The organism is Actinomadura verrucosospora, assembly GCF_039540335.1.
GTDB classification, from domain to species: Bacteria; Actinomycetota; Actinomycetes; order Streptosporangiales; family Streptosporangiaceae; genus Spirillospora; species Spirillospora verrucosospora.
Genome location: NZ_BAABEV010000005.1, coordinates 1 through 18843, shown reverse-complemented (window position 1 = coordinate 18843; position 18843 = coordinate 1). Strand labels below are relative to the sequence as shown.

Here is an 18843-nt window from a genome sequence, read left to right as displayed (position 1 = left end):
CGGTCGAGAGCGGCGCGGATCCGCGAACAGGGTCAAAGAATCGTGGAGGCATCGTCAAAGACGAGCGGAAGCAATTCAGGCATGATGGCGGGAACATGAGTGGGCCGCCCGCGCTCCCCGCGACTCACCTGCTTCGAAAGAGCCACTGGCAGAAACCGCACCGGTTCGCTTCAGTAGGGAGACGTCCCATGGTCGAGTGCGGATGGCGAACGACGGAAGATGAGGACTGCGGTGGACGCTCTACGGCCCGGGGACCCTCGTGCGATCGGCCGGTACGCGCTGTCGGCCCGCCTCGGCGCCGGGGGAATGGGGCAGGTGTTCCTCGGTTCGTCTCCCGGAGGCCGGCCGGTCGCCGTGAAGCTGGTCCATCCGGGTCTCGCCGCTGACGCCGAGTTCCGCCGGCGGTTCAAGCGCGAGGTGGAGGCCGCGCGCCAGGTAGGCGGCTTCCACACCGCCCCCGTCGTCGACGCGGATCCCGACGCGGAGATCCCATGGCTGGTCACGGCGTACGTGCCCGGGCCCTCGCTCGCCGCCGCGGTCGCCGACCACGGTCCGTTCCCGCCGGTCTCGGTACTCGCCCTGGGGGCGGGGTTGGCGGAGGCCCTGGAGGCCGTCCACCGCGCCGGCGTCGTCCACCGCGACCTCAAGCCCTCGAACGTCCTGCTCGCCGCCGACGGGCCGCGGGTCATCGACTTCGGCATCGCTAGGGCGGTCGACGCCTCCGGCGTCACCGCCCTAGCGGGGACTCCCGGCTTCATGGCGCCGGAGCTGATCTCGGAGGGCACGCTCACCCCGGCGTGCGACGTGTTCGCCCTCGGCGCCGTTCTCGCCTACGCCCTGGGAGTCCGCCCGTTCGGGGAAGGACCGGTGGAGGCGCTGACCTATCGGGTGGTGCACAAGGCGCCCGCTCTGGACGCTCTGCCCGCTCCGCTGAAGGGCGTCGTGGCGGACTGCCTCGCCAAGGACCCCGCCGCCCGCCCGAACCCGGCGGACCTGGTGGGAGTCCTCTCCTCGGCCGGTGAGGGCGGTGCGTGGCTGCCCGCTCCCGTGCAGGACATGCTGACGCGGTATCACGTCACCGGCGCCACCACCCTCCCGCCGGTGAACGCCGCGACGGACGCCTTCGAGGACGACCGATCCCGGACCACTCCGCTGCCCGACCGCCACGGGTCCGTGCGGTTCGAGGCCAGTGTCGCTCCCGTGATCCTCGCGCTCGTCGGACACGCGCTCCGCCTCCTCGCGGGGATCGCTCTCGGCCTGTTGACCGTGACCACCGCGGCCGGCTCGGTCGGCTCGGCCGGCGTGTTCTTCGCGCTGCTGCTCGCGATCATGTCCGTGCTGACCTTCTGGCTCGTGCGCGAGCCCGCGGTGTGGACGCTCCCCCTCCTGAACGCGCTCTGGAGGCCCGGTGAACTGACGGTCGGCGCCGACGGCCTCGAACTCCGGTACGGCGGCCGCCGGGTCCATTACGGGTGGCACGAGATCGGCCGGGTCGTGGTGCGGCGCGCGAAGCCGGCCGGGTGGGCGGTCTGCGTCTTCCCGCTGCCGGGGACGCCCTTGCCGGCGGCTCGGGGGCCACGGACGCCGTTGTGCTACCTGGACAAGGGAAGCGGCTGGATCGTGGTCGTACCCGTCCACCGGCTCAAGGGCTCCCGCAAGGAGATCGAGATGACTCTCGCCAGGTACGCGGGCTCCCGGTGGGGAGGCAACGCCTGACCCCTCCGGCGCCGGCGCGCCGCCGGCCGGCCTCGGGCCACCCGCCCGGCGAGGGCCCGGGCGGGCGGCCTGCCCGTGAGATGGCGGTCCGCGAGCCGCCGGGTCCCGCCCAGCCCGATCATGCCGTCCGCACATCCGGTTCCGTCCCGCCCGCCGTTCCCGGACGGTCAGGCGATCAGTCTCAGGCCGGGGACCGCCAGCGTCAGGGGGCCGTCGTAGGACTCGCGAGCCTCCCGCAAGGCGGCCATGGGGTCCGCCCAGGGCCGCAGGTGGGTGAGGACGAGGTGGGCGGCGCCCGCCTCCCTGGCCAGGCGTGCCGCCTGCGCCGGGGTGAGGTGGGCGGCGGCGGAGCCGGGGGTGCCGACGGCCGCCGCCGCCTCGCAGAGCAGGACGTCCGTTCCCCGGGCCAGTTCCAGGAGCTTGGCGCATTCGCCGGAGTCGCCGGAGTAGGTGAGGCTCGCGGATCCGGCGGTGACCCGGACGGCCTGCGCCGGCACCGAGTGCCGCACCGGAGCCGTCTCGATCGTCAGCGGCCCGAGCCCGGACGGCCCCGCGGGCGGCTTTCGCCAGTCGAGGGCCCGCGCGTAGCCGGACGGGGCGGCGACGTGCGCCTCGGTGCCCGCCGGGGCGATCACCGGCAGCCGGGCCGTGGTGCCCCTGCGGTCCCGCAGGTAGGCGAGGGGCATCAGGTCCGAGCAGTGGTCGCGGTGCCGGTGGCTGATGACCACGGCGTCGATCGCGCACGGGTCGGCGAAGCGCTGTAGCGGTCCGAGCGCGCCCGTCCCGGCGTCCAGCAGGAGCCGGAAGCCGTCGTGTTCCAGCAGATAGCAGGAGCAGGCGGCCTCCGGCCCCGGGACGGTGCCCGCGCAGCCGACGACGGTCAGGATCACGGCAGGACGCGGGCCACGAGGTCGGCGACGGCGCCCTCGGCGCAGGGGCCCACCACCACGTCGGCGGCGGCCCGGACGGTCTCGGCGCCGTCCCCGACGGCGGCGCCGAGACCGGCGGCCTGGATCATGTCCAGGTCGTTCGGGTTGTCGCCGATCGCCGCGACGGCGCTGAGGGCCACGCCGCGGGAGGCGGCCAGCTCGCGCAGCGCCGTGCCCTTGGTCGCGCCCGCGGGCAGCGCCTCCAGGTAGGTGCTCTCGGACCGGACGAGGGTGACGCCGGACACGGCCGCCGAAACCGCCTCCTCGGCCGGATCCATCAGCTCGGGGCGGTCGCAGATGAGCATGACCTTGACGATGTCGTCGAACGGCAGGTCGCCCCACGAGCCGATCCGCTTGAGCTCGATCCCGTCGCGGCGGGCGTACTCCAGCAGGGCGGGCGAGGAGCCCGTGGTGTGTGCGCGCCCCTGGGTGAAGGCGACCGGCCAGACCCCGGCGGGCAGCTCGGCGAACAGCAGCGTGAGCTTCGCCCAGGCGGCGACGGCGAGGGCGCGCCGGTGCAGGACGGCGCCGGTGCTGAGGTCCACCACGCGCGCCCCGTTGTAGAGGATCGCGGGGGTCGTCAGGCCGAGCGTCCGGTAGTACGGCAGCGCGGCCTCCTCGCTGCGCCCGGTGGCGATGACGACGGTGCCGCCGGAGGCGACGAAGCGGCGCAGCGCCGCCAGGCTCGGCTCGACGATCCGCAGGTCGCGCCCGACGAGGGTCCCGTCCAGGTCGGTGACGATCCAGTCGACGGTCCGCAGTCCGGTGGCGCTCAAGCGGGCTCACCGGCCTTCACGAGGCCCGCGACCTCGGCGATGACGGAGCCGTCCAGGTCGAAGCCGGCCACGCACGCCAGGTAGCCGGGGGCCTCCCAGTCGCGGCCGCCGGGCTCCCCGTTCAGCGGCAGGTAGGTGCCGCCGGCCTGCCTGACCAGTAGGACGGCCGCCGCGACGTCCCACGCGTTGACGGACGTGCCGTAGGCCACGTCCGCCCATCCGGCGGCGACGTGGGCGAGGGTGAGGGCGGCGCTGCCCGGGCGGCGGACGGTGGCGAACGCGTCCACCAGCGAACCGAAGCTCCGCAGCGACTCCTCACCGCGGCGGTGCATCTCCCGCGCGTTGGGGTAGCCGGTGACGAGCACCGCGGTCTCGTCGCGGGTGGCGCCGCGGCTGCGGATCGGTTCGCCGTTGCAGGTGGCGCCGTCGAGCGTGGCGGTGAACATGTCGTCGCGCACCGGGTCGTAGACGACGCCGGCCACCAGCTCGCCGCCCATGGCCGCGCCGATGGACACGCAGAAGAACGGCAGGCCGACGGCGAAGTTGGCCGTTCCGTCGATGGGGTCGACGAACCAGCGCAGGTCGCCGTCGCCGCCGCCCACGCCGCCCTCCTCGCCGACGACGACGCTGCCGGGGGTGTGCTCGGCGAGCACCTGGCGGATCGTCTCCTCCGCCGCCCGGTCGTGCTCGGTGACCGGGTCGTGGATGTCGCGCTTGTGATCGACCTCGGGACGCGACCGGAACGCCGTCCGCAGACGGTCCCCGGTGGCGCGGGCGGCGAGTTCGGCGATCCCGGCGAGCTCCCGCGAGGCGGGGACGTCGACGCTCATCGTTCTCCTTCTGTCGTGGCGGTGAGCAGGTCCAGCAGTCCGTGCCCGTCGTCGACGACGGCGTCGGGGCGGCAGCGGACCTCGTACGGGACGTCATGGGTGCCCTTGGCCACCATCAGCACGTTCCCGCCGACGCCGGCGCGGTGCCCGCACAGGACGTCGCGGTCGAAGTTGTCGCCGACGTACCAGGCGTCCGACGGCTCGACGCCGAGGGCGCGGGTCGCGATCCAGATCATCTCCGGGTTGGGTTTGCGGATGCCGACCTCGTCGCTGTACACCTCCAGGGCGAGCTTGCCCGCCAGCCCCGTCGACGCCGTGTAGTCGCGGTGCACCGCGCCGGACAGCGCGTTGCTGACGACCGCGCAGGGGATGCCGAGCCCGGCGGCGGCGTCGAGCAGTTCGGGGATGCCAGGACGGGTGCGGCGGTCCTGCCGCAGTTCGCCCATTCGCTTGCACAGCGGGGTGGCGTGCGCGACGACGAGCTGCCGCGCGGGCGCGGGCCAGTCGGCCGCCACGTAGTCGCCCCAGAACGCGGCGTGGGTCGTCTCGCGCGGCGCGTACGGGCGGGACATGGCGTCCTTCCAGCACTTGTCCGCGGCCGCGCCCGCCCTGATGTCGGTCTCGATCGCGGCGGCGTCGAGCTCGCGGGAGCCGGCGCCGGTGAGAAGGGCGTGGACCTCCTTGGCCAGAGCGGCCTGCCAGCCGTCCCGCTTGGAGGTCTCGACCAGCACGCCGCCGAAGTCCAGTAGCAGCGCCCGCGGCCGGCGCAGGGGCGCGGTCACAGGGCGGCCTTCTTGACGGGCGCGACGGCGTCGTCCCAGGCGCCCATCCGGGAACCGTCCTCGGCGAACACGTGGAGCCGCCCGGGTCGCGTCCAGCAGTGGAGCCGGTCGCCCGGGGCCGCCTCGGGGTCCTCGTGGGTGACGGCGAACAGGTCGGTGTCCAGGACGCGCAGCTGCACGGTCCAGCTCGACCCGGTCGGCAGGACGGTCTCGACGACCGCCTCGTCCCACCAGGCCGCGTCGGGCACCTCGTCCCGCGACTTCGCCAGCTTCAGCGCCTCGGGACGGACGCCCGCGCACGCGGGCCCGCTCAGCCCGGCGTGCTTCTCCACGAAGCGCAGCAGCGACCCGGCCAGCCCGTCGGGCTCGTCGCCGAGGGGGACGATGTTCATCGGCGGGCTTCCCACGAACTCGGCGACGAACCGGTTGGCGGGCCGCTCGTACATCTCCATCGGCGGCGCCACCTGCTGGAGCTCCCCCTCCGCCATGACGGCGATGTGCGTGGCCATCGTCATGGCCTCCATCTGGTCGTGGGTGACGAACACGACCGTCGCGCCCGTCTCCTCGTGGATGCGCTTCAGCTCCGTCCGCATCTCCAGGCGCAGCCGCGCGTCGAGGTTGGACAGCGGCTCGTCCAGCAGCAGGACGTCGGGGTCGACGGCGAGCATCCGCGCCAGCGCGACGCGCTGCTGCTGGCCGCCGGACAGCTGGGACGGGTACCGGTCCATGCAGTCGGCGACGCGGACCTTCTCCAGGGCCTCCCGCGCGCGGGCCTTGCGGCGCTCCGCCGGGACCCGGCGCATCCGGAGCCCGAACTCGGTGTTGCCGCGGACGGTGAGGTGCGGCCAGAGCGCGTAGTTCTGGAACACCAGTCCCATGTCCCGCTTCTCCGGCGGGACGTAGACGCCGCGCTCGACCGAGTCCAGGACCCGGTCGCCCACGCTGATCTCGCCCAGGGTCGGCTGCTCCAACCCGGCGATCATGCGCAGGGTGGTGGTCTTGCCGCAGCCGGACGGCCCGAGCAGGCAGGTGAAGGACCCGTCCGGAATGACGAGGTCGAGGTCCTTCACCGCGGCGCGGTCGCCGCCGACGTAGTTCTTGACCACTCCGCTGAGGGTGATGGCCGGCATGGTCAACCTCCGATGCCCGAGGCCAGGCTGCTCTTGGTGAGCCGCTGGGCCAGGTAGGTCATGGTGAACGAGAGCAGGGCGATGACGAGCACGACGCCGTTGGCGAGCTGGGTGTAGCCGTAGTCGACGAGCCCGATGGACAGGGTGGTGAGCAGCTGCGTCCCGGACGTGGTCAGCATGATGACGATGCTGAGCTCCTTCAGCCCGGAGATGAACGGCAGGACGACGCCGGTGACGAGCGCGCCCCGCTGGATCGGGATGATGATGCGGACCATCCGGGTCGGCCAGCGCGCCCCGCTGATCTGCGCGGCCTCCTCCGGCTCCCGGCCGAGCTGCATCATCGCCGAGATCCCCGACCGGGACGAGTACGGCAGGTGCGTCACCACCATCACCAGGACGAGCAGCGTGATCGTCCCGTAGAGGGCGGGCACGGGGCCGCGCCGGACGGCGAACAGCGACAGGCACGCGGCGGCGAACGCGATGCCGGGCACCAGGTACGGCAGGAACGACACCTGCCGCAGGAAGGCCGAGACGCGGCTCCCGGCGCCGCGCACCACCACGTAGCCGATGAGGAGCCCGGCGAAGCCGCAGACCAGCGCGGCCAGCCCGACGATCCGCACGCTGTTCCAGGCCGCCTCCCACAGCTCGTTTCCGCGCAGCACGCCGTGCGGGAACCCGACCGCGCCCTCGATGTCGGATCCGAACCAGTACTTCAGCGTGAAGTTGCCGGGGCTGAACACGCCGGGCGTCTTGGTGATGGTGGACAGCAGCAGCGTCAGCACCGGGATGACGACGCTCGCGGCGAACACCGCCATCGCCAGCCCGAACGCGGGCCACCGCCAGCGGCGCAGGTCGCCGCGGCGGTCCATGGCGCCCTTCCCGCCGACGGTGACGAACTTGCGCTGCTCGCGCACCAGCCGGGTGTCGACCACGACGACGAGCACTCCGATGAGCACGATCACGCTGGCGATCGTCGAGGCGACGCCGGTGCTGCGGTCGCGGATCGCGTGGTACAGGCTCGTCGACAGGACGTTGTAGTCGCTCGGCAGCCCGAGGATGTAGGGGGTGCCGAACGTGCCGAGGACGCGCCCGAGGACGAGCAGCACCGCCGACGACAGCGCCGGCAGCATCAGCGGCAGCGTGACGCGGCGCAGGACCGTCCGGCCGCCGGCGCCGAGGATGCGCGCCGAGTCCTCCAGCTGGGAGTCGATGCGGCGCAGCGCGTTGCCGAACAGCAGCAGCACGAAGGGGTAGTAGTGCAGGCCGAGCGTCACGATGATCGGCACCGGCCCGTAGGCGAGCCAGTCGGGGGTGTGGATCCCGGCGCCCTGCAGGTAGCCGACCTGCCCGCCGGACCGCTCGTTCTTGAACAGCGACAGCCACGCCAGCGCGAACGTCCAGGACGGCAGCATGTACGGCACGACCAGGGCGCCGGCCAGGAACTTGCGGCCCGGGACGTTCGTGCGGGTCACGAGCCACGCCATCGACCCGCCGACGGCGAGCGCGAACACGATGACGCCGACCGCGACCGTGAGGGTGTGCAGGAGCGGTTCCCAGAACAGCAGCCTGCTGACCGGGGAGCGGAACACCCGCCACAGGTAGTAGCTCGTCCACGAGCCGGCCCCCTGGCCGGAGCGCGCCTCGTCGCCGTACTGGACGCGGCCGGCGTCCGAGACGACGGAGACGAGCGGGGCGATGACGAGGTAGAGCAGCGCGGCGCTCAGGACGAGGCCGAGCAGCACGGTGGGGTTGCGCAGCAGGACGCGGGACCGGTAGAGCACGCGCCGGCCGCGTGACACGGGCCGTGCGGAGGCGGCGACCGCCATGGGTTCTTCCTCCGGGGTGGAGCCCGGCGGGCCGCTCGTGCGGCCCGCCGGGGGTCGGGCAGTGCTCAGGAGTGGTTGACGCGCCAGAAGTCCTTGATGTCCTGGCGGTTGCGGAAGTCGGCGAGCAGCTTGTCGGAGGAGAACCAGTACAGCTGGGTGTTCCAGTCGGTGAGGCCGGGCGGGTTGTGCGGGCTCACCCCGACCGCGTCGTTGCCGGACACGCCGCCGGAGTGGGCCTCGAGGTCGAAGCCCTCCTTCGACATCGCGAAGTGGACGAACAGCTTGGCGGCGTTGGGGTGCTTGGACTTCGCCGCGATCGTCGCGAACTTGGGGTAGGCGAAGCCCGTCCAGGGGTTCAGGCCCTCGCAGACCTTCATGTTGAAGCCCTTGCCCTCCAGATCGCGGAACTTGGCGATCGAGAACAGCCCGATGGTCGTCCGGGTCTGGTTGGGGGCGCCGACGGCGGTCGCGACGTCCTCGTCCTCGGTGGTCAGCACCGGGTCGTTCTTCGCCAGCCGCTTCACCCACTCGTGGGCGGCGTCGTCCTCCCCGGTCTTGAGCTTGCCCTTGCCGAGCTGCTCGTAGGCGGCCGCGAGCTTGTCGGAGCTCCGCTCGGAAAGCTGGGTGAACCACTGGGTGAAGACCTCCTTGCCCAGCGGGTCCTGCATCATGACCTTCCCCTTCCACTTGGGGTCGGTCAGGTCCCAGACGTTCTTCACCGGGCAGCCGCCGGGGTTGAGCTTGGGGTTGTAGGCGAACACGTACGCCTTCGAGATCATCATCAGCGGGTTCCGGTTCTTCTCGCCGATGGTCGCGGCGAGGTCCGGCGGGATCCAGGTGGTGACGATCTTCTGGGGGAGGAGCTGGCCGACGAGCATCGGGCCGTCCTCGAACAGGCTGACGTCGATGGTGACGTTGCCGGCCTGCGCCTCGCGCGTCATCTTCTCCGCGGTCGCGGCGGCCTTGGACTTCTCGCCCTCGGCCTTGATGCCGTACTTCTTCTCGAACGCGGCGGCCATGTCCTTGACGTCGCCGCTGCCGTCGTAGGCGAGGAGGCTGCCCTCCTTCTTCGCGGCGGCGATCAGTGCGTTCAGGTCGAAGGACGCCGCGTCCTCCACGGTCACGGAGGGGAGGGGCCGGTCGGCCCCGGCCTGCCCCTCGCTGGACGGCGCGCACGCGCCCAGCGCCGCCGTGGCGAGGGCGGCGGCGACGGCGGCTCCGGCCCGTGCCCGGCGCCCTCTCATCATGGTGCGGATCATGGTGGGTTCTCTCCTCGCGCTGTGCCCGCAGCCCCGACCTGCGGCTTCATGGTTCGATCAGTGACTGCGTTTGAGCATCGCGTCCGACAACGCGTCGGCCGCCTCGCCGAGCCGCCGCCCCACCGCGTCCAGGCGGTCGAGCAGCTCGCGCCTGCGCAGGACGTCGATGTCCAGCGGTCCGGCGAACAGCCGGGTCAGCGCCGCCTGCCGGGTCTCCCGGACGCGGTTGCCGGCCTTGCGCGCGCCGAGCGCCGCGACGGTGACCGCGGCGGGCTCGGCGAGGACCTTCCGGACGGCGGTGTCGAGGGAGGTCAGCCCCTCCAGCACCGCGTCCAGCGGCGGTACGGCGAAGCCGAGTCCGGGCGGCCCGAACAGGTCGGCTTCGCGGACGAAGTCGCGGAGGTTGTCCAGGACGTCGTCGACGGAGCGGGAGAGCCGGTACAGGTCCTCCCGGTCTATGGGGGTGGCGAGGACACCGCGCAGCATCGCGGCGAGCGCCGCGCGCTCGGCGTCCCCCGCGTGCTCCAGCTCGGCCATCCGGGCGCGGGCCTCCCCGGAGGGGACCCGCCCGGCGGCCATCTCCCGGGCCAGCTCGGCGCCGTCGCGGACGGCGCGGATCTGCCGGGCGACCTGCCCGACGACCCGGTCTCCGGAGCGTCCTCGCAGGTCGTCCCAGATGAGCCGGACGCGGCGGACGGGCCGGACGGCGGCGCTCACAGGGTCCTCACCGCGACGCCGCCGAGCGTCCCCGCGGCGAACGCGAGCGGCAGCGTGAACAGCCACGCGGCGCCGATGCCGACGACGTTCTGCCAGCGCACCCGGGAGGCGCCCTCGCTGGCGGCGACGCCGACGACCCCGGCGGTGACGGACTGCGTCATGCTGACCGGCGCGCCCGCCAGCGAGCTGGCCGCGACCGACGCGGCCGCCGCCGCCTCCGTGGACACCACGTGCAGCGGCCGGGCCAGCACGAGCCCGCGCCCCAGCCGCTCGCCCACCCGGTGGACGGCGCTCAGCGCGCCGGCGCAGAAGACGACGGCGATCGCGATGAGCACCACCGGGGTCGGCTGGACGGGGCCGACCCCGCCGAGCCGCCGCGTGGACACCACGTGCCGCGCCACGCTGACGACGGCGAGCATCTTCTGCCCGTCGTTGGCGGCGTAGGCGGCGCACTGGGCGGTGTAGGCCAGGACGTGGGCGGTCCGGACGGCTCCGGGCATCCCGGCGAAGGACGGCACGCGCCGCGACGCGAGCCCGAGCCCGAACCCGACGGACGTGCCGACCAACGGGGCGGCGGCGCCGACGGCCAGGACGAGGCCGAGCCCGCCCCAGGCCACGTCGAGGCCCATGCCGAGTCCGGCGCCGCCGATGCCGCCGACGATCGCCAGCGTCAGGCTGGTCGGCAGGCCGCGCCTGGTGAGCCCGGCGACGACGGCGAGCGCGACGGTCACGCCGAGCAGGAAGGCGAGCGCGCCGCGCCGGTCGCCGAGGTCGGTGAGGCCCTCGGTGAACGTCCGCGCGACCGTGACGGTCACCTGCGGGACCAGGACGAGGGGCACGAGCACCAGCGCGGTCAGCAGCAGCCCGGACGAGCGGGGGTAGCGCCCGCTGAGGCCGAGCAGGGCCGCGCCGTCGTTGACGCCGGTCACCCAGACGAAGGCGAGCGCGACCGCGCCGAACGCCGCCGCCCAGATCATCGGAGCTCCGCGAGCGGGACGCGGCGGCCCTCGCGCAGCGAGAGCGTGGCGGCCTCGGCGACGAGGAACGCCTCCAGCGCGTCGTCGACCGTGCAGGGGCTGTCCGCGCGGCCCCTGGCCATTTCCAGGAACGTTCCAATTTCGTTCGCGTAGGCGGGTTCGAAGCGCTCCTGGAAGTCCGTCCACGGATCGCCGGGCGGCCAGTCCACCCCGGGCTCGGCCGACCGGAGCGGGGCGCGCTCGTCGAGCCCGACCACCCAGGTGCCGGCGGTGCCCGACAGTTCCATGCGCACGTCGTATCCGGCGCCGTTGTACCGCGAGCCCTGCATCGTGGCGAGCGTCCCGTCGTCCATGACCAGGACGGCGGCGCTGGTGTCCACGTCCCCGGCGGCCGAGAAGTAGGCGTCGCCGCGGTTGGCGCCGACGGCGGTGACCGAGGCGACCTCCCGGCCGGTGACCCAGCGCAGGACGTCGAAGTCGTGGATGTGGCAGTCGCGGAAGATCCCGCCGGACGAGCGGACGTACTCGGCCGGCGGCGGCGCCGGGTCGGCCGTGATCAGGTGGACGCGGTGGAGCGTTCCCAGCCGCCCGTCGAGGACGGCCTGCCGCGCCGCCGCGTACCCGGCGTCGAACCGGCGCTGGAAGCCCACGTGCACGGGCACCCCCGTCTTGGCGGCGCGGTCGCGGACCTCCAGCGTCGTGCGCAGGTCGGGCGCGACCGGCTTCTCGCAGAAGGCGGGGACGCCCGCGTCGCAGGCGCGGACGAGCAGCTCGGCGTGCGTGGACGTCGGCGTGGCGATGACGACCGCGTCGAGCCCGGCGGTGAGCACCGTCTCCGGGTCCCCGGCCGTGGCGCCGATCGGGCCGGCCAGCGCCGCGGCGCGGCGCACGTCGGCGTCTCCGATCAGCAGGGTGTCGACCTGGGGATGGCCGCCCAGGAACCGGGCGTGCGACGCCCCGATCCGCCCCGCGCCCAACAGTCCGACCCGCATGGTGCCTCCCATGGCTGTCCGATCGGATGGCGAGTTCATCTGATGGACCGGCGGCGGACACCGGTTGTTCATCTGCTCGTCATCTTCGTGTGGCTTGGGCCACATTTGTAGCCCGCACCGGAACGGCAGTCAAGACTTTGTTCTTACATCTTGACGTTCTGACTTGGACTGGAGTCTTCCCCGGGCCGGCCGTGGCCGTGCGGAGCTGCGGGAACGGCGGGACAAGGCTCGGCTCCGCCCGGCCGCGTCCGGCCAAAGGCGTGCGCGAGCCCCCCACGCACGGTGTAATCGCGTGCCTCGGGCGCGGCGGATCCACGTGCCGCGGGCATGGCTGAAGGGCGTGCCGCGGATCCGGCCGGAGCCGAGAGGGCACGCCTTCCGGGCGTCGCTTCCGGCCCGGGCTACCGGGTGGTGCCGCGCTCGTCGAGGACGGGCGGGACGGTGACGCGCCGGGTCTCCGCCTGCGCGCCGTCCCCGATCCGGTCCAGCAGGATCGCGGCGGCCGCGCGGCCCATCTCCGCGGCCGGCGAGGCGATCGTCGTCACCCCCGCGGCCCGCGCCCCCGGCGGATCTCCGTGGACGATCAGTGAGACGTCGTCCGGCACGCGCCTCCCGGCGCGCAGCAGCGCGGCGAGCGCGGCGACGCCCGTCGTGTCGCCGAGCGCGAGGACGGCCGTCGGCGGTTCGGGCGGACGCCACAGCTCGTCCGGCCGGGCGACGACGGCGCCGGCCGGGCACGCGCGGCGCAGGGGCGAAGGGCGGGGACCGAGGTCCAGGCAGGCGACGCGGTGGTGGCCGAGGTCCGCCAGGCGCCCGAGCGCCCGCTCGACGGCCGCGGCGCCGTCACCGGTCACGCAGTCGACGCGGTCGGAGCGGACGGAGCGCCCGACCACGGTCACGGCGCATCCGGCGGCGGCGCGCTCGATGTCGGCGGCGGGCAGCTTCGGCCCCGCCAGGACGACGCCGTCCGGGCGCAGGTCGAGCAGGTCGTCAAGGGCGGCCCGCTCGCGCGCCGGGCCGCCGCGCCCGGTGGCCAGCAGCAGGCGGACGCCGCGCCGGGCGGCCTCGTCGGCGAGCCCGTCGTAGACCGCGCCGTACCAGGGATCGCGGAGGTCGGAGAGGAGCACGCCGATCATGCCCGTCCGGCCGGCCGCGAGGCTCCGCGCCATCATGTTGGGCCGGTAGCCGAGTTCCCGGGCCGCCCGGAGCACCGCCTCGCGGCGCTCCCTGCCGACCTTGGGGGAGCCGCGCATCACCAGCGACACGAGCGCGCGCGACACTCCGGCTCGCGCTGCCACGTCCTCCAGGGTCGGGTGGGTCATGCGGTGTTCTCCCGGGTACGGCGAGTCGCCGCCATGAAGGGCATGGCGGCGACTCGCGTCGGTGCGGTTCGCTGCTAGCCGCGCGGGTCCCAGTCGCCGGGCGTGACGTCCAGGTCGAGCGGGTCCGCCACATCCTCCCAGTCCACCAGCTTGAAGTTGGTGTTCTCCCGGACCTCGCCGTTCCCGTCGGTGACCGTGGGGGTGTTGACGCCGTCGTGGACGACGAGGAGGCCGTTGTCGAAGCCGCCGACGGGGGCGCTGGTCACCATCGCCCCGTCGCAGACCTCCGACCCGTCGACCGTCGGTCCGGCGGCGACGCGGAAGTGGCCGAGGTACTGGCGCGGGTCCTGGCGGTCGTAGACCACGAAGGTGTCGTCCCCCTGGCTGGAGGCGAGCAGGTAGCCCTCGCCGTCGTCCTGCCGGTAGATGGACAGGCCCTCGGCGTCGGCGGTGAGGTGCGTGCCTCCGACGCCGGGGTCGGGCCCGCTCGGGGCGCACTCCTCGGTCTCGGGGTCGTAGGCGGCGGGGACGCCGTACTCCCGGACCTTGTCGACGAGCTGCGGCGAGCCGCTGCCGAGCGGGATGCGCCAGATGCCGACGTCCTCCTGGGCGGCGAAGAGCACCCCGTTCTCGGGGTCGGCGACCATGCCCTCGACCTGCGGTCCCTCGCCGGGGTCCTCGCAGGGCGCCCAGGTGCCGCCGCCCGGCAGGGCGAACGAGGTGGGCAGGTCGACGTCGCGGACGTGCCGGTAGGTGACGGTGCCCGCGGCGGTGGCCTCCAGCCGGACGGTGCCGATCCGGGAGGTGTGCCGGCGGCTGAGCGCGACGTAGGAGGCGCCGCGGGAGTCCTTCCAGGACGCCAGCCCGTACGCCGTCGCCTGCTCGTTGATCTCGTCGAGGGAGGAGGAGAAGACGGGCGGGGCCGCGGGGTCGGTGACGTCGGTGAGCGGGGGCCGGTGGGCCTCGGCCTTCGCGGGGTCGATCGTGTAGGTGCGGACGGTGTCGCGGCCGCGGTCGGACACGACGGCCAGGTCGACCTTGCGGCGGCCGAGCTGGAAGCCGTAGATCAGGTCGACGTTGTTGAACCGTCCTGGCTCGTCGCCGGGCCGGGGCGGGGTGGGGGCGGCGAGCCGCTGGATCTGCCGGCCGGCGGCGTCGTACACCGCGAGGCCGCCCTGCTTCAGGGTCGCGACGATCAGGTCGCCGTCGCGGTCGTCCGGGTGGCTCCAGATCGCCGGGTCGTCGGCGTTGGCGTTGCCGCCCGCGTCGTCGTCGAGGTTCGCGGGCGTCTCCAGCGCGGCGCGGACCTGGGCGAGCTCGTCGCCGTCGGCGGCCGCGGGTACCGCGGACAGGAAGGCCGCGGCGAGCGCGGCGGTCGTCGCCGCGGCCGCCAGGCGGGCGCCCTGGGGGGTGGGTCGCAACTGCATCGGGTTCCTCCTGATGCGTGGGGGATGCCTGAACGGTAGGCATTAGAGCGCTCTAATTCAATAGAGCGCTCTAATTGATCAAGAGATTTTCACCGGCCGTTCGCCGGACGGGCCCCGGCGGGCCGGCTAGCGCTCGACGAGGGTGAGGGCGAAGGAGTACCGGTCGGCGCGGTAGACGTGGCAGCCGTACTCGATCGCGCCGCCCTTGTCGTCGTAGGCGGTGCGGGTCATGGTCAGCAGCGGGACGCCGCGCCGCTCGTCCAGCAGCCGGGCCTCGGCCGCCGTCGCGCCGCGGGCGCCGATCGTCTGGTTCGCGATGCGCAGGTTGATGCCGGTCGCGCGCAGCAGTTCGTACAGGCCGTGCTCGGCGAGGTCGGCCTCGCCGATCCTGAGCAGGTCGAGCGGCAGGTAGTTGGTGAGCAGGGCGAGCGGCTCGTCGCCGGTGAACCGGATGCGGCGCATCCGGGTGACCTCGGCGCCGGGCGGGACGCCGAGCTCCTTGGCCACCTGGTCCTCGGCGGGGACGGTGCCGAGCTCCAGCACCTCGGTGCGCGGCTCGCGCCCGGCCGCGGCCAGGTCGTCGTGCAGGCTGGTCAGCTCGATCGGGCGGCGGATCTCCGACTGCACCACCTGCGTGCCGACGCCGCGCTTGCGCACCAGCAGCCCCCGGTCCACCAGGTGCTGGATCGCCTGCCGGACGGTCGGGCGCGACAGCCCGCACCGGTCGGCCAGCTCGACCTCGTTCTCCAGGCGGGTGCCCGGGGACAGCTCGCCCTCCCGTATCGCCGCCTCCAGCTGCTGCGCGAGCTGGTAGTACAGCGGGACGGGGCTGCTGCGGTCCACGGTCACGCGCGGTCGGTACACCCGGCGCCTCCTCTCGTCCCCACGATCGTACCCGCCGCCGGTGGTTAGCTTATTACCTCATAATGTCATAACAAACTATTGACATACCTTCCCGGCTTTCAGCAGACTCGGCGAGGCCGATGCCGAGCACGGAACCGGGCCCGTCCCAGGGAGATGGTGAGCCAATGATCAACGACCGCGTCGCGGGAGCCCCGATCTCGTGGGGGGTGTGCGAGGTGCCCGGCTGGGGGCACCAGATGGACCCCGGGCGGGTGCTGGGGGAGATGCGCGATCTCGGGCTGGCCGCCACGGAGTTCGGGCCGGACGGCTTCCTGCCCGCCGGGGCCGGGGAGCGCGCCGCCCTGCTGGCCGAGTACGGGCTCCGCGCGGTGGGCGGCTTCGCGCCCGTCGTGCTGCACGACCCGGACCGCGACCCGCTGCCCGAGATCCGGCGGGTCCTGGCCGGCTTTGACGTGGAACGCTCCAAGTCGGAACTGACGCTGGTGCTGGCCGCCGTCCACGGGCTGGAGGGCTACGACGAGCGTCCTCCCCTCGACGCCGCCGGGTGGACGGCGCTGCTGACCAACCTCGACCGGATCGCCTCGCTGGCCGCTGAGGCGGGCGTGCGGGCCGTGCTCCACCCGCATGTCGGGACCATGGTGGAACGATCCAATGAGGTTCGGCGCGTCCTCGACGGGTCGGGCGTCCCCCTGTGCCTGGACACCGGCCACCTGCTGATCGGCGGCACCGACCCGGTGGAGCTGGCGGCGGGCGCCGCCGAGCGGATCGCGCACGTGCACCTCAAGGACGTCGACGCCGCGCTCGCCGAGAGCGTGCGGCACGGCCGCACGCCCTACACCGAGGCCGTCCGCGCCGGCCTCTACCGCCCGCTCGGCGCGGGGGACGTCGACATCGCCGCGATCGTCGGCTCTCTCGAAGGCGCCGGATACGACGGCTGGTACGTCCTGGAGCAGGACACCGTCCTGGACCGCGAACCCGCCCCCGGCGCCGGGCCGCTGGACGACGTCCGCGCCTGCGCCGAGTTCCTCGCCGGGATCGGCTCATGAGCGGCGCCGCGTCCTTCGACGTCATCACCATGGGCCGCGTCGGCGTGGACCTCTACCCGCTCACCTCCGGGGTCGGGCTGGACGAGGTCGAGACGTTCGCGCGGTTCCTCGGCGGCAGCGCCACCAACGTCGCGGTCGCCGCCGCCCGGCACGGCCGCCGCACCGCCGTGATCACCCGGACCGGCGCCGACCCGTTCGGCCGCTTCGTCCGCCGGGCGCTCGCCGAGTACGGCGTCGACGACCGGTACGTCTCCGACGTCCCCGGCCTGCCGACCCCGGTGACCTTCTGCGAGCTGTTCCCGCCCGACGACTTCCCGCTGTACTTCTACCGCTTCCCGAAGGCTCCCGACCTGGAGATCCGGGCGGACGAGCTGGACCGGTCCGCGATCGAGGGCGCCGGGGTGCTGTGGGTCACGATGACGGGGCTGTGCGCCGAACCGTCCCGGACGGCGACGCTGGCCGCGCTCGGCGCCCGCCGCCGCGACGCCCTCATCGTCCTCGACCTCGACCACCGGCCCATGTTCTGGGAGTCGCGGGACGAGGCGCGGCGCTGGGCGGGCGAGGCCCTCGAACACGCCACCGTCGCGGTCGGCAACATCGCCGAATGCGAGGTGGCCGTGGGGGAGGCCGACCCTCTCCTCGCGGCCCGCGCGCTGCTCGACCGGGGCGTCCGGCTCGCCGTCGTCAAGCGCGGTCCGGACGGCGTGCTCGCCGTCGACGCCGAGGGCCGCACCGCCGAGGCGCCGCCGGTGCCGGTCGAGGTCGTCAACGGCCTCGGCGCGGGCGACGCGTTCGGCGGGGCGCTCTGCCACGGGCTGCTGTCCGGCTGGGACCTGCCGCGCGTCCTGGGCTTCGCCAACGCGGCCGGCGCGATCGTCGCGTCCCGGCTGGCGTGCTCGGCGGCGATGCCCACGACGGACGAGGTGCTGGCACTGACCGAGCAGGTGGCCGCATGACGATCGACATTCCGGTGCCGCCCGCCGACGCGCGGGCGGAGCGGATCGCGGGGCTGACCGAGACGCGGGTGACGCGTCCGGAGGCGGTCGCCGAGGCGGCGGAGCGCAGGACCAGGCAGGACTCGCTGGTCGGGGAGTCGGGGCGGTTGATGCTGCTGGCCGCCGATCATCCGGCGCGCGGCGCCCTGGCGGCCGGTGGCGATCCACTGGCGATGGGCGATCGGGGTGAGCTGCTGGACCGGTTGTGCGTCGCCTTGGAGCGGCCGGGTGTGGACGGCGTGATGGGCACGGCGGATGTGATCGAGGATCTGCTGCTGCTGGGCGTGCTGGAGGGCAAGGTCGTGATCGGTTCGATGAACCGGGGCGGCCTGGTGGGTTCGGCGTTCGAGATCGATGACCGCTTCACGGCCTACAGCGCGGCTGCGATCGCGGCGTCGGGGCTGGACGGCGGCAAGATGCTGGTGCGGGTGGACGATGACGACCCGGCGACCGTGCGCACGTTGGAGGCGTGTGCTCGGGCGGTGTCGGAGCTTGCCGAGCGTGGGCTGATGGCGATGGTGGAGCCGTTCATCTCCCGGCGGGTGGACGGGCGGGTCCGCAATGACCTGTCGCCGGAGGCGATGACGCGTGCGGTCGCGATCGCGTCGGGGTTGGGGACGACGTCGGCGTACACGTGGCTGAAGGTGCCGGTGGTGGCGGACATGGAGCGGGTGATGGCCGCGTCCACGCTGCCCGCGCTGCTGCTGGGCGGGGAGGTCGCCGCCGATCCCGTCGCCGCGCGGGAGGGCTGGCGCCGTGCCCTGCGTCTTCCCACGGTCCGGGGCCTGGTGGTCGGCCGTTCCCTGCTGTACCCACCGGACGGGGACGTCGCCGGAGCCGTGGACGCCGCGGTGGAACTCCTGTGAACGAGGTATCGAGGGGAGTGCCGGGTGACGGCCGGCACTCCCCGCACGCGCCGGCCGGGACGGCGCGTATCCGGAAGAGCCGGGAGGGGCAGCCGGCGGAGCCGCGGCTGCCGTCGCCCCCGGCACGCGGTGTGGAGGAGCGGTCATGAGATTGACGGTGGCGCAGGCGTTGGTGCGTTTCCTGTCGGTGCAGTTCAGCGAGCGGGATGGTGTGGAGCGGCGGTTCTTCGCGGGGTGTTTCGGGATTTTCGGGCATGGCAACGTGGCCGGGATGGGGCAGGCGCTGCTGGAGTCCGGTGGTGGGCTGCCGTATTTCATGGCGCGTAACGAGCAGGCGATGGTGCATGCGGCGGCGGGGTTCGCGCGGATGAGTGATCGGCTTTCGACGT

17 protein-coding genes and 1 pseudogene are annotated in these 18843 nt (G+C 73.7%); 5 read left to right on the top strand and 13 right to left on the bottom strand.

Features of this window, described 5'->3' with window-relative positions:
• The first annotated feature begins 231 nt into the window (after positions 1-231).
• On the top strand, positions 232-1716 hold the full coding sequence (locus ABD944_RS07450; RefSeq protein WP_345173669.1) for a serine/threonine-protein kinase: 1485 nt from the start codon (positions 232-234) through the stop codon (positions 1714-1716).
• 167 nt (positions 1717-1883) lie between these two features.
• Here the strand turns inward: ABD944_RS07450 and ABD944_RS07445 are convergent, their stop codons facing one another.
• The 13 genes from ABD944_RS07445 to ABD944_RS07385 all read right to left on the bottom strand — a co-directional run bounded on the left by ABD944_RS07445 (position 1884) and on the right by ABD944_RS07385 (position 15547).
• The gene (locus tag ABD944_RS07445; protein WP_345173667.1) at positions 1884-2606 is read right to left on the bottom strand and encodes an MBL fold metallo-hydrolase; all 723 of its coding nucleotides are present in this window, start codon (positions 2604-2606) and stop codon (positions 1884-1886) included.
• Entirely contained in the window at positions 2603-3421 is an 819-nt protein-coding gene (locus ABD944_RS07440) for a Cof-type HAD-IIB family hydrolase (protein ID WP_345173665.1), read from the bottom strand. Before ABD944_RS07440 ends, ABD944_RS07445 begins: the two co-directional genes overlap by 4 nt.
• Positions 3418-4251, bottom strand: coding sequence for an inositol monophosphatase family protein (locus ABD944_RS07435; protein ID WP_345173663.1), 834 nt, complete (start codon positions 4249-4251; stop codon positions 3418-3420). Before ABD944_RS07435 ends, ABD944_RS07440 begins: the two co-directional genes overlap by 4 nt.
• The gene (locus ABD944_RS07430; RefSeq protein WP_345173661.1) at positions 4248-5033 is read right to left on the bottom strand and encodes an HAD family hydrolase; all 786 of its coding nucleotides are present in this window, start codon (positions 5031-5033) and stop codon (positions 4248-4250) included. Before ABD944_RS07430 ends, ABD944_RS07435 begins: the two co-directional genes overlap by 4 nt.
• Entirely contained in the window at positions 5030-6163 is a 1134-nt protein-coding gene (locus ABD944_RS07425; RefSeq protein WP_345173659.1) for an ABC transporter ATP-binding protein, read from the bottom strand. The genes ABD944_RS07430 and ABD944_RS07425 overlap by 4 nt, the downstream gene beginning before the upstream one ends.
• A gap of 2 nt (positions 6164-6165) precedes the next feature.
• The gene (locus tag ABD944_RS07420) at positions 6166-7989 is read right to left on the bottom strand and encodes an ABC transporter permease (protein ID WP_345173657.1); all 1824 of its coding nucleotides are present in this window, start codon (positions 7987-7989) and stop codon (positions 6166-6168) included.
• A 65-nt stretch (positions 7990-8054) separates the two neighbouring features.
• Positions 8055-9236, bottom strand: coding sequence for an ABC transporter substrate-binding protein (locus ABD944_RS07415; protein ID WP_345173655.1), 1182 nt, complete (start codon positions 9234-9236; stop codon positions 8055-8057).
• Positions 9237-9305: 69 nt separating this feature from the next.
• Entirely contained in the window at positions 9306-9965 is a 660-nt protein-coding gene (locus ABD944_RS07410) for a DUF47 domain-containing protein (RefSeq protein ID WP_345173653.1), read from the bottom strand.
• Positions 9962-10942 (bottom strand): inorganic phosphate transporter, encoded by a 981-nt coding sequence (locus tag ABD944_RS07405; protein ID WP_345173651.1) that lies wholly within the window; start codon positions 10940-10942, stop codon positions 9962-9964. Before ABD944_RS07405 ends, ABD944_RS07410 begins: the two co-directional genes overlap by 4 nt.
• Positions 10939-11934 carry a Gfo/Idh/MocA family protein gene (locus tag ABD944_RS07400; protein WP_345173649.1) on the bottom strand — a complete coding sequence of 332 codons (996 nt, stop codon included), beginning with the start codon at positions 11932-11934 and terminating at the stop codon, positions 10939-10941. Before ABD944_RS07400 ends, ABD944_RS07405 begins: the two co-directional genes overlap by 4 nt.
• 401 nt (positions 11935-12335) lie before the next feature.
• Entirely contained in the window at positions 12336-13256 is a 921-nt protein-coding gene (locus tag ABD944_RS07395; protein ID WP_345173647.1) for a LacI family DNA-binding transcriptional regulator, read from the bottom strand.
• Between the two features lie 74 nt (positions 13257-13330).
• Positions 13331-14683 (bottom strand): phytase, encoded by a 1353-nt coding sequence (locus ABD944_RS07390; RefSeq protein ID WP_345173645.1) that lies wholly within the window; start codon positions 14681-14683, stop codon positions 13331-13333.
• A 126-nt stretch (positions 14684-14809) separates the two neighbouring features.
• On the bottom strand, positions 14810-15547 hold the full coding sequence (locus ABD944_RS07385; protein ID WP_345173643.1) for a GntR family transcriptional regulator: 738 nt from the start codon (positions 15545-15547) through the stop codon (positions 14810-14812).
• A gap of 164 nt (positions 15548-15711) precedes the next feature.
• Here ABD944_RS07385 and ABD944_RS07380 point away from each other — a divergent pair, with 164 nt between their 5' ends.
• From ABD944_RS07380 to ABD944_RS07365, 4 genes and pseudogenes are all read left to right on the top strand, one after another.
• Positions 15712-16593, top strand: a complete 882-nt coding sequence (locus ABD944_RS07380) for a TIM barrel protein (protein ID WP_345173641.1) — start codon at positions 15712-15714, stop codon at positions 16591-16593.
• Positions 16590-17549 (top strand): 5-dehydro-2-deoxygluconokinase, encoded by a 960-nt coding sequence (gene iolC / locus ABD944_RS07375; protein WP_345173639.1) that lies wholly within the window; start codon positions 16590-16592, stop codon positions 17547-17549. The genes ABD944_RS07380 and iolC overlap by 4 nt, the downstream gene beginning before the upstream one ends.
• Positions 17546-18454 (top strand): Cgl0159 family (beta/alpha)8-fold protein, encoded by a 909-nt coding sequence (locus ABD944_RS07370; protein WP_345173637.1) that lies wholly within the window; start codon positions 17546-17548, stop codon positions 18452-18454. Before iolC ends, ABD944_RS07370 begins: the two co-directional genes overlap by 4 nt.
• A 145-nt stretch (positions 18455-18599) precedes the next feature.
• A pseudogene (locus tag ABD944_RS07365) lies at positions 18600-18843 on the top strand (thiamine pyrophosphate-binding protein); the annotation flags it as partial.

What these genes read in the sequence shown, in the direction of transcription:
- ABD944_RS07435 (WP_345173663.1), bottom strand. Translation starts at nt 4,251, where the DNA reads ATGAGCGTCGACGTCCCCGCCTCGCGGGAGCTCGCCGGGATCGCCGAA.
- ABD944_RS07425 (WP_345173659.1), bottom strand. Translation starts at nt 6,163, where the DNA reads ATGCCGGCCATCACCCTCAGCGGAGTGGTCAAGAACTACGTCGGCGGC.
- ABD944_RS07420 (WP_345173657.1), bottom strand. Translation starts at nt 7,989, where the DNA reads ATGGCGGTCGCCGCCTCCGCACGGCCCGTGTCACGCGGCCGGCGCGTG.
- ABD944_RS07415 (WP_345173655.1), bottom strand. Translation starts at nt 9,236, where the DNA reads ATGATGAGAGGGCGCCGGGCACGGGCCGGAGCCGCCGTCGCCGCCGCC.
- ABD944_RS07405 (WP_345173651.1), bottom strand. Translation starts at nt 10,942, where the DNA reads ATGATCTGGGCGGCGGCGTTCGGCGCGGTCGCGCTCGCCTTCGTCTGG.
- ABD944_RS07400 (WP_345173649.1), bottom strand. Translation starts at nt 11,934, where the DNA reads ATGCGGGTCGGACTGTTGGGCGCGGGGCGGATCGGGGCGTCGCACGCC.
- ABD944_RS07395 (WP_345173647.1), bottom strand. Translation starts at nt 13,256, where the DNA reads ATGACCCACCCGACCCTGGAGGACGTGGCAGCGCGAGCCGGAGTGTCG.
- ABD944_RS07390 (WP_345173645.1), bottom strand. Translation starts at nt 14,683, where the DNA reads ATGCAGTTGCGACCCACCCCCCAGGGCGCCCGCCTGGCGGCCGCGGCG.
- ABD944_RS07380 (WP_345173641.1), top strand. Translation starts at nt 15,712, where the DNA reads ATGATCAACGACCGCGTCGCGGGAGCCCCGATCTCGTGGGGGGTGTGC.
- iolC (WP_345173639.1), top strand. Translation starts at nt 16,590, where the DNA reads ATGAGCGGCGCCGCGTCCTTCGACGTCATCACCATGGGCCGCGTCGGC.
- ABD944_RS07370 (WP_345173637.1), top strand. Translation starts at nt 17,546, where the DNA reads ATGACGATCGACATTCCGGTGCCGCCCGCCGACGCGCGGGCGGAGCGG.